Consider the following 8,842-nt stretch of genomic DNA (forward strand, 5'->3'; position numbering starts at 1 on the left):
TTTGCACTCTCGATAATTGCTTATCAATAAAACAACAGACGGTTTTGTCCGCGAAGGATTCCTGTTTTTGCACTCTCGATAATTGCTTATCAATAAAACTCAAAACAACTTCGAGTACGTGCTGAACGAGTTTTTGCACTCTCGATAATTGCTTATCAATAAAACGCACTGCGACAAATAGTCCGAGTGCTAGTAGTTTTTGCACTCTCGATAATTGCTTACAATGAAACAACTATTAAAATGGTACTATGCGGTAGGACCCTTACATCGCAAGTCATTGAAGAGGGGGAAAGATGATATGCTAATAAATGCAACTATCATTTTATGTCTAATCGGGAAGTTTTTTAAAGAGGAACCTATTAAAAAAGCAAATAACTTTGTGGGTTATAGAACTAAGAGGGCTTTGGCTAATGATCATAATTGGAATCTCGCACAAAAAACAGCTTTTGAATTGATGTATAAAATATTCTTTATCATTTCAACTTTATTGGTGCCCTTTGTTGTAATCGACATTCTTTCATTAATAGGTTTATTAGGAGATACCATTGTTATATGGTCTATAATTTTCCAAGCTGTAAACATTGTTGTTGGATTTATACTGATATTTTTACTGACAGAGAAAAAGTTAAGTTCTTATGGTGGTTAATATTACAAAATATGTGGTAGAGAATTGCAACGTTCCTGTTCAAAAGTATTAAGGTGTGATTAATATTGTAGACTTTCTACTCAATGATCTAATGTTTTGGTATTTATGGCTACCATTGATTATTTCTATAAATATTATAGTTACTTTTAAAAACAGCGATAAAAGCTTTATCAAACCATTAGTCCTATTCTTAATTTCATATTATATTGCTAGAACTATAATTCTCTTAATTTAAAAAGAATGATGGAGTACAGATCTGTTTGGAGAATAGGAATAACCCCAAGTAATTGATAATAATTACTTGGGGTCTTTTTTAAGAATTAATATTTAAAAAATCTATTAATACTTTTTAGAAGTCAGTTTCATTAACTTTTCGAAATCTGCATCACTAATATTCGATTGTGTAAGTGTAATTAAATGCCCATCAGGGTCTTTCACGGTCATTTCTTTAGCATTCCACGGTTGTTCTTCTAATTCATGTACAATGAACTTTGGTGAGATGGTTTCTGACTTTTCTTCAATGTCGTTAATGAGTACATTTATATAGACTGAATTACCAACTTCGAAATCATCACTAGAAATCAGCATTATATCTTGATACTTTTCTAATCGTAAATGATTCATAAGCACTTCGTTTTTGTCGTTTCTAAATTTAAACACGCTCTTAAAGCCAAGAGTTTTCTCGTACCATTTTTCTGAATGCTCAATATCCTTGACTAGAATTTTGTTAAACATCGGCATTTGATAAAAATCCAATGTGATCATCTCCTTAGAAATATTTTTAATTATAAGTGAATACATTTTATAATGTCAAAGGCATAGTATGTTATTCTAAAAAAGGGGATGATGTTATGAAAGTCTCATGGATTTTTTGGTGGTTAGTCACGATTGTAGAAGTCGCAAGCTTTTTAGCAATTTCAGCATTTCTTTGGTTACGAGAAGTTGATGCGACTGGTGCAGTTCAAACAACGGAATTAAAACTTCTTAATATCGCAGTGTTAGCCGCAGCTTTTATAATCCCGTTTATCATACAAGTCATATGGTTAGTTATGAACTTAGTCATTAAAAATAGACAAAGAAGAAACCCGTTAAGTTAAAATTTTTAGCTTAACGGGGTTTTATTTATTTAATAAACTCTTCTTTCACCTTATCAAACGCTTGATTTAAATCGTTGATAATGTCTTCTGCCGCTTCAAGTCCAACGGACAAACGTATGAGGCTTTCTGTTAGGTTGAATTCTTTTAATTCTTCCACTGGTATTGCTGAGTGTGTCATGGATGCTGGGTGTTGGATGAGTGTTTCTGGGTCACCTAGGCTGAATGATATGATGATGAGTTTTAAATGGTTTAACAGTGCTTCTGCCATCTTTGAATCGCCATCGATTTCAAAGGATACGACTGCGCCACTGTCTGCCATTTGTTTCTCTATAGTTTCTTTTTGTGGATGGTTTTCATCACCCGGGAAATAGACGTTTTTTACAAGTGGATGTTTATTTAGGTATTGGAATACCGCTTTTGCATTTTCACAGTGTCTATCCATTCGGACGGATAATGTTTTAATCCCACGAAGGATTAAGAACGCATCCCACGCGTTTAAGTTTTGTCCGAGTTCTCCCATGATGTTTTGACGCATAAATGCGATGTCTTCGTTTGAACCACAAATGAGACCTGCAACGACGTCGCCGTGACCGTTTAAGTATTTTGTTGCGCTATGTACAACGATATCTGCGCCGAGTGTGAGTGGGCGCTGTAAGTATGGTGACATAAACGTGTTATCGATAATGACTTTTAAGTGATATTTCTTTGCAACGTGTGATATTGCTTCTATGTCTAATATTGTTAACGTCGGGTTGGATGGTGTTTCTATAAAAATCACTTTTGTATTGTCTTTAATATGTTGTTCTATTGTATTTGTATCAGTGCAGTCGATATAGTCGTATTCGATGTTATATCGGCTTGCGATTTTTGTTAAGAAACTGTACGTACCGCCGTATAAGTCTTTTGTAACGAGTACGTGATCACCGGATTTTAGTTGTGAGAGTAGTGCGATACTAATTGCTGCCATGCCGCTACTTACTGCAAGTGCATCGTCTGCTTCTTCTAGACTCGCAATTTTTTGTTCTAATTGCTTAGTCGTCTCATTACCGTATCGACCGTAATGAATTTCAGATGCACATTTTGTCGCATGCTGAGCATCAGTTGTACAGTCAAATGAGTATGCAACAGCAGGAACAATCGATTGAACGATTGCGCCCGCTTCTTTTTCTGTCTGACAGTTATGAATAATCTTCGTGTTAAAGTTAACGTTTGAACGCATGATTGAAACTCCTTCAGTTAGAATGTAGTAATTTTTAAATGTATTTTTATTCTCCATACATAGAATCTATTTTTTTGTAATACGCTTCCATATTTTCATAGCTGTTCATTCGTTCAATGAGGTTTAATATGTTTTCGTTGTTTTTATGCTTTTCGTATAATTCTTTAATGTTATATTTGTGGCCATAGTTTAATGCTTCTTGGTACGTAAGTTCTCCGAGTGATGAGTAGAGTAACGTGTATGTTTCTCCTACTGCAAATACGGACATTCCACCCATGCTTGGTGGGTTGACGACGTAGAATGTGAGTGGATCTTGTGGTGTATCTACGAGTACGTCAGTGACGTCTACACTTATTATACTGACTTCTGGTATTTGATTCGTTACGTCAGCGCTTTCACCACCAGGGTAAAGAGGACGCGAATACTCCCCAGCGAATATCTCGTCTGCTGTTGGTAATACGTATTCGTTAAATTCGTCGATTACTTGTTGTTCGTAAATCGTCATTGCTAATAGATGTTCTGTCGTTAAGTCTTCAAATGCGATTAGGGGTGTGTCTTCTTTTGTTTCAGTTTCTTCTTTGTCTTTTTCTGTATCAGATTTCGCTTCTTGATGCGAACGTTCGACTTCGTTTTCAGGCTTCTCAGTGTCTACCACGTCTTTTTTACTACACGCAGCGAGTATGAGTGAAAGCGAAGCGAATGTGTATAATACTTTTTTCAAAAATTACCACCTCACATTATACGTTGTGTTTTTTCTTCTTAAATTATAATATAGCAGATTTTACATGCAACTATACTGTTATTTCCATTATAATAGATGTTTGGAAACTGGAGGTTACTATGGTAGAAAAAATAAAAGCCGAGTGGCTAAATCAGCCGCTTCAAAATATATTGGCAGGGATTGTCGTCTCACTTGCGTTAATTCCAGAAGTGATTGCTTTTTCTTTTATTGCAGGTGTCGAACCGATGGTTGGATTATACGCGTCGGTTGTTATGGCGATTTCGATTTCGTTTTTAGGTGGGCGCCCGGCGATGATTTCTGCAGCTGCTGGTGCGATTGCGCTTTTAGTGAGCCCACTTGTTAAGGAGTATGGTGTTGATTATTTAATCTTCGCAACGATTGTGATGGGGATTATCCAAGTGATTTTTGGGTTGCTAAAAGTCGGATCTTTACTGAAGTTTATACCGAATTCAGTGATGATTGGTTTTGTGAATGCTCTAGGAATTTTAATCTTTATGGCACAACTTGAGCATATTTTTAATATATCATTTGCGACATACATATATGTCACTGTCACGTTACTGATCGTGTATATTACACCGCGTTTTGTTAAGACGATTCCAGCACCACTATTTGCGATTGTCATTTTAACGAGTGTATATATTATCTTTGGTGCAGATATTAAAACAGTCGGTGACCTAGGGGAAATTAAACGTACATTACCAGAATTAATTATTCCGAATGTACCGTATACGTTAGAAACACTACTGATCGTTTTACCTTACTCGATTTCTATGGCGATTGTCGGACTCGTTGAGAGTTTATTGACAGCTAAAATCGTCGATGATGCGACAGGTACGATGAGTAACAAAAATAAGGAATCTCGCGGACAAGGGATTTCAAATATTATTACAGGTTTCTTCGGTGGAATGGGTGGTTGTGCGATGATCGGACAATCAGTCGTAAGTGTTGAGTACGGTGGTACAACACGTCTTTCGACGTTTACTGCAGGTGCCTTTTTAATGTTTATGATACTCGTTTTAGGCGATATTATGGTTCAGATTCCGATGTCTGTACTCGCAGCGATTATGGTAATGGTCGCGTTAAAGACATTTGACTGGGGCACGTTTAAATACGTGAAGTACGCTGAAAAGAGCGATATTTTCGTCATGCTCATTACAGTTGTAGCAGTCGTTTTAACGAACAACTTAGCGGTCGGGGTCATTCTCGGGGTGCTTTTAAGTGCGTTATTCTTCTTAAGAAGGATCTCGAACGTTACAGTGACTAAAGAAGTAAGTGACGTCGTTACGTATAAAGTGTCAGGGAATATTTTTTACGCGTCGATTGAATCGATGATAGACCATATCGATTTAAACGATAAAGGCCAGACAATATACTTAAATTTCGACGACTCAAGAATATACGATGACGCTGCATTAGAGGCAGTTGAGCAGATCGTTCATCAACTAAAAGTACACAATCAAGTTTACGTAACACATTTATCTAAAAACAGTTATGATAAGTTTATAACACGAACTACGATAGAAGAGTCTCATCTTATACAAAAAGGAGTGCACGATAATGTATAAATCAATACTACTTGCTTCAGACGGCTCGGATTATAGTTTCCGCGCTGCAAAAGAAGCGTTAAAATTCGCTGGTGAAGACAGCGTCGTTACAGTGTTAAGCGTATTAGAAACTGAAGCGGTGAAATACGACTTTTTACAAGACGAACCTGGCGAGAAAGATATAAAAGAGAAACATATTAAAGTGCTTCAGCCAATTACTGAATTATATGATTCAAACAATGTAAATTATCAACTCCGTTTAGAATCGGGGAAGCCGATCCGAAAAGTAGTAGCAATCGCAAACGAAGGTACTTATGACGTTGTCGTTATCGGTTCAAGAGGGTTAAACGCATTCCAAGAGATGATGCTCGGAAGCGTAAGCCATCAAGTCACGAAGAAATCAAAAATACCAGTTGTGATCGTGAAGTAGTGAGAACCTCTAGACGACTAAGCGAATGAAGCGTAAAATTAGTATGTTAGTTTAATCATTAGGGAGAATATAATTATGAATGAATTCTTTAAGTTACATGAACGTGGGACAGACGTCCGTACGGAGTTAATTGCGGGTCTGACGACGTTTCTTACAATGGCGTATATCGTAATCGTAAACCCAGCGATTTTATCAGCAGCTGGGGTACCGTTTGACCAGGTGTTTATTGCGACGGTGATTTCTGCGGTTATCGGTACGCTCATTATGGCGTTATGGGCGAATTATCCAATCGCAATCGCGCCTGGTATGGGTATGAACGCATATTTTGTGTCGGTCGTATTCACCGAAGGCGTGACGTATCAAGCAGTATTCGGAACAGTGTTTTTTGCAGGGGTAATATTTTTACTGCTAACATTTACGTCACTTCGTGAAACACTGATCCGCTCGATTCCGGCACCGTTAAAAGTTGGAGTCGCAAGTGGTATTGGTTTATTTATCGCGTCACTCGGTTTAAAAATGTCAGGTATTGTCGTGGCAGATGAAGGAACGCTCGTTGCGTTTGGTGATATTAAGTCACCGGTAACGATACTAACAGTCGTTGGTTTATTGCTGACGTTAATTCTTGTTGCGCGTAACGTTAAAGGGGCATTATTTATCGGAATGCTCGTGACGGCAATTATCGGTTACGTGACTGGACTTCTTCACATCGATAATGGTGTCGTATCTACGCCTCCGTCACCAGTATTTTTTGATATCGACTTAGGCGGAGTATTTAGTCAATCGTTATACTCAGTCGTATTCGCATTTTTACTTGTAACACTATTCGACACGACAGGTACGATGATCGGTGTTGCTGAACAAGCAGGTCTTATGAAAAACGGCGAACTACCAGGTGCTAAAAAGGCGTTAATGGCAGATGCGGTCGCAACGACAGTTGGTGCGACGTTTGGTTCGACACCGTCAAGTGCGTATATCGAATCATCATCAGGTGTTCAAGTCGGTGGACGTACTGGGCTTACGACGTTAGTCGTAGCGGTACTATTTATGTTAACGTTATTCTTTTCACCGATTATTGAATCTATTTCAGCGTTATCTGCAATTACAGCACCAGCACTTATAATCGTTGGTAGCTTTATGATGACGGGATTAGCGAAAGTCAATTGGTCGCGTTTTGATGACGCATTCCCAACGTTTATTATCGTTTTAACGATGCCATTTACGGCAAGTATCGCAACGGGAATCGCGCTCGGATTTATCACATATCCGTTACTCAAACTCGTTGCAGGTAGAGGTAAAGAAGTTCATCCTTTAATATATGTGTTTGCGGTATTATTCATTATCCAAATCGGATTCTTATAAGGAGAGATATTTTACTCATACAGAGGACGAATAAAACAAAAATACGGTAAATGATTCTTGAATCATTTACCGTATTTTTTTATTTACATAATTATAGAAAATGTAAAAATCAATACTCTGATGGTGTTACGATATTGCTGTAGTACCGTAAGATGTCGTAAGGAACTTTAAGGATAGGTACAACTTTGGCCTCATTAATAATTCTCTTAGATTCGTTGAGTGAGTAATTATCATCATCTAGCCATCTTTGATCTTGAAAATGTGCAGGCACGTTATAATAAGTAAATGTACCATCTTTGTTATCGACAAAAGTCACTTGTCCATCAGCGAGTATTTTAGCCTGAATAGTTATCGTTCCTTCCTGTAGCGCGACAGTACTATCTATATTATAGGGATTTAGTGGCTTATTACTCATATCACTATATGTGAGGTAAGGCGTTGTCGGATCTACTGGAATCGAATCTATTGTTTCATCATTGTAAAAATATGTCAGCCACGCTAGAGCGATGATATCTTCTTTTGAGTAATCTTCGTAAGTCATTTCATCAGTTAAAACAATTTTTTGTGATATCTTTTCTAAATCATCATCGTAGTATTTGTCAAATAGATCTTTAATATTAAACACATATCCTATTTCTCTGAATTCTGCATAAGACAAAGTTTGTTGAGTTCCTGTTATGACAATTTCATTTGTTTCTTCATCTATAATTATTATAGATTGTGCGTTTGTTTTTGGTGGAGATACTGAATAAATTTTTTGATTTTTAGTCAAGCCAGGGGAAATATGATAATCCATGGGACTTAATAGTAAACGGTCTATTTGTTCAACTGAAGTAAAACTAGGTGCGCTATGTTCAAAAGAGCCAGATAACAAATCATCAGCAGTTATACTAATGTCGCTGATTGAATCTTCTTTAAGCGCCATTGCAACGATGTCATTAACAGTTAGATTTTCATAAGACTGTTTCTCTTTTGACTTATCCTTAGTATCTTTTTTCATATCTGCTTTTTTATTGCTCTCATTATCTTTATCTTTCTTTTTGTCTATTACTTGTTTGTCTTGTTCTGAACTATTCTTTCGCTCAACGACAATCTCTTCAGGATTTTCTTGTGATTGGCTACAAGCAGAAAGAGTTAATGTTAGTAAACATAACATCAATAGAAATCTCATTAGCATTTTCTCCTTAATCTAATTGATTCAGTGTAATTATATCGAAAACTATTAATATTGCTAAATAAAAATAGGGATAAACATAGGAAGTTTATTCCTATTTTGCGATATACGTGTTTGTTTTTAGTATACTCTCGTGATTACTACGTGTATCTGTATTTACAAGTGTTATTTTTAATGAACTTAGATCGTCTAGTGATTCTATATCTATTTAGCATGAGCATATTAATAAAAAGAACTATGTAAGATAACTATCCCTAAAATGTGGAAAGACCTAGCCTTTCTTGAATTCTGTAGAGAATTGTTTTCATAACACTATCTTCTCTTTCTTCTTCATAATCGAGCGTGTAAATACCATCTTCGTTGTTCCAAAGTCTATTGTAGTATTCGTTCATAGCAATCATTTCTTCGCTGTCCGAATTTGACTTCACAATAAGGTCTGTTTCTAAGTTTAAGTCTTTCAAGTTACGTCTTGTAAAGTTAGATGAGCCTAGAATTAATGTGGATTCCTCACCATTATTGTTATGAAGCATAAATTTTGCATGATACTGCTCGCCATGCGACTTATACCAACGAATTTCAGGTGGGTTTTTGTAGTTCATTAACTACTTTTACCTTAAATTCAAAGCTA

10 protein-coding genes and 1 CRISPR repeat array are annotated in these 8,842 nt (G+C 36.5%); of the genes, 5 read left to right on the top strand and 5 right to left on the bottom strand.

Annotated elements, in window-relative coordinates:
- Positions 1 to 231: direct repeats of the CRISPR family, unit length 33 nt; unit sequence TTTGCACTCTCGATAATTGCTTATCAATAAAAC.
- Positions 232 to 298: 67 nt separating this feature from the next.
- Positions 299 to 646, top strand: coding sequence for an SdpI family protein (locus tag HMPREF3029_RS08895; RefSeq protein ID WP_083315028.1), 348 nt, complete (start codon positions 299 to 301; stop codon positions 644 to 646).
- A gap of 339 nt (positions 647 to 985) precedes the next feature.
- Here HMPREF3029_RS08895 and HMPREF3029_RS08900 read toward each other — a convergent pair whose 3' ends face one another.
- The gene (locus tag HMPREF3029_RS08900; RefSeq protein WP_070710484.1) at positions 986 to 1,402 is read right to left on the bottom strand and encodes a VOC family protein; all 417 of its coding nucleotides are present in this window, start codon (positions 1,400 to 1,402) and stop codon (positions 986 to 988) included.
- Positions 1,403 to 1,497: 95 nt separating this feature from the next.
- Between HMPREF3029_RS08900 and HMPREF3029_RS08905 the strand changes: the two genes are divergently transcribed.
- Positions 1,498 to 1,743, top strand: a complete 246-nt coding sequence (locus HMPREF3029_RS08905) for a DUF3923 family protein (RefSeq protein ID WP_070710486.1) — start codon at positions 1,498 to 1,500, stop codon at positions 1,741 to 1,743.
- Positions 1,744 to 1,768: 25 nt separating this feature from the next.
- On the opposite strand, the gene HMPREF3029_RS08910 is transcribed toward HMPREF3029_RS08905, so the two are convergent.
- On the bottom strand, positions 1,769 to 2,962 hold the full coding sequence (locus HMPREF3029_RS08910) for a trans-sulfuration enzyme family protein (RefSeq protein ID WP_070710489.1): 1,194 nt from the start codon (positions 2,960 to 2,962) through the stop codon (positions 1,769 to 1,771).
- A gap of 46 nt (positions 2,963 to 3,008) precedes the next feature.
- Positions 3,009 to 3,683, bottom strand: coding sequence for a hypothetical protein (locus tag HMPREF3029_RS08915; protein ID WP_070710491.1), 675 nt, complete (start codon positions 3,681 to 3,683; stop codon positions 3,009 to 3,011).
- 119 nt (positions 3,684 to 3,802) lie between these two features.
- Here HMPREF3029_RS08915 and HMPREF3029_RS08920 point away from each other — a divergent pair, with 119 nt between their 5' ends.
- The 3 genes from HMPREF3029_RS08920 (at position 3,803) to HMPREF3029_RS08930 (ending at position 7,040) form a co-directional block, all read left to right on the top strand.
- Entirely contained in the window at positions 3,803 to 5,272 is a 1,470-nt protein-coding gene (locus HMPREF3029_RS08920; protein ID WP_070710493.1) for a SulP family inorganic anion transporter, read from the top strand.
- Entirely contained in the window at positions 5,265 to 5,681 is a 417-nt protein-coding gene (locus HMPREF3029_RS08925) for a universal stress protein (protein ID WP_070710495.1), read from the top strand. Before HMPREF3029_RS08920 ends, HMPREF3029_RS08925 begins: the two co-directional genes overlap by 8 nt.
- A gap of 75 nt (positions 5,682 to 5,756) precedes the next feature.
- A complete protein-coding gene (locus HMPREF3029_RS08930) occupies positions 5,757 to 7,040 on the top strand; it encodes an NCS2 family permease (RefSeq protein ID WP_210400791.1) in 1,284 nt (427 codons plus the stop codon).
- A gap of 109 nt (positions 7,041 to 7,149) precedes the next feature.
- On the opposite strand, the gene HMPREF3029_RS08935 is transcribed toward HMPREF3029_RS08930, so the two are convergent.
- Both HMPREF3029_RS08935 and HMPREF3029_RS08940 read right to left on the bottom strand, forming a co-directional pair.
- The gene (locus HMPREF3029_RS08935) at positions 7,150 to 8,211 is read right to left on the bottom strand and encodes a hypothetical protein (protein ID WP_070710499.1); all 1,062 of its coding nucleotides are present in this window, start codon (positions 8,209 to 8,211) and stop codon (positions 7,150 to 7,152) included.
- 257 nt (positions 8,212 to 8,468) lie between these two features.
- Positions 8,469 to 8,813, bottom strand: coding sequence for a phospholipase D-like domain-containing protein (locus HMPREF3029_RS08940; protein WP_070710501.1), 345 nt, complete (start codon positions 8,811 to 8,813; stop codon positions 8,469 to 8,471).
- Between the last annotated feature and the right edge of the window lie 29 nt (positions 8,814 to 8,842).

This window comes from Nosocomiicoccus sp. HMSC059G07 (assembly GCF_001815515.1).
GTDB lineage: Bacteria > Bacillota > Bacilli > Staphylococcales > Salinicoccaceae > Nosocomiicoccus > Nosocomiicoccus ampullae_A.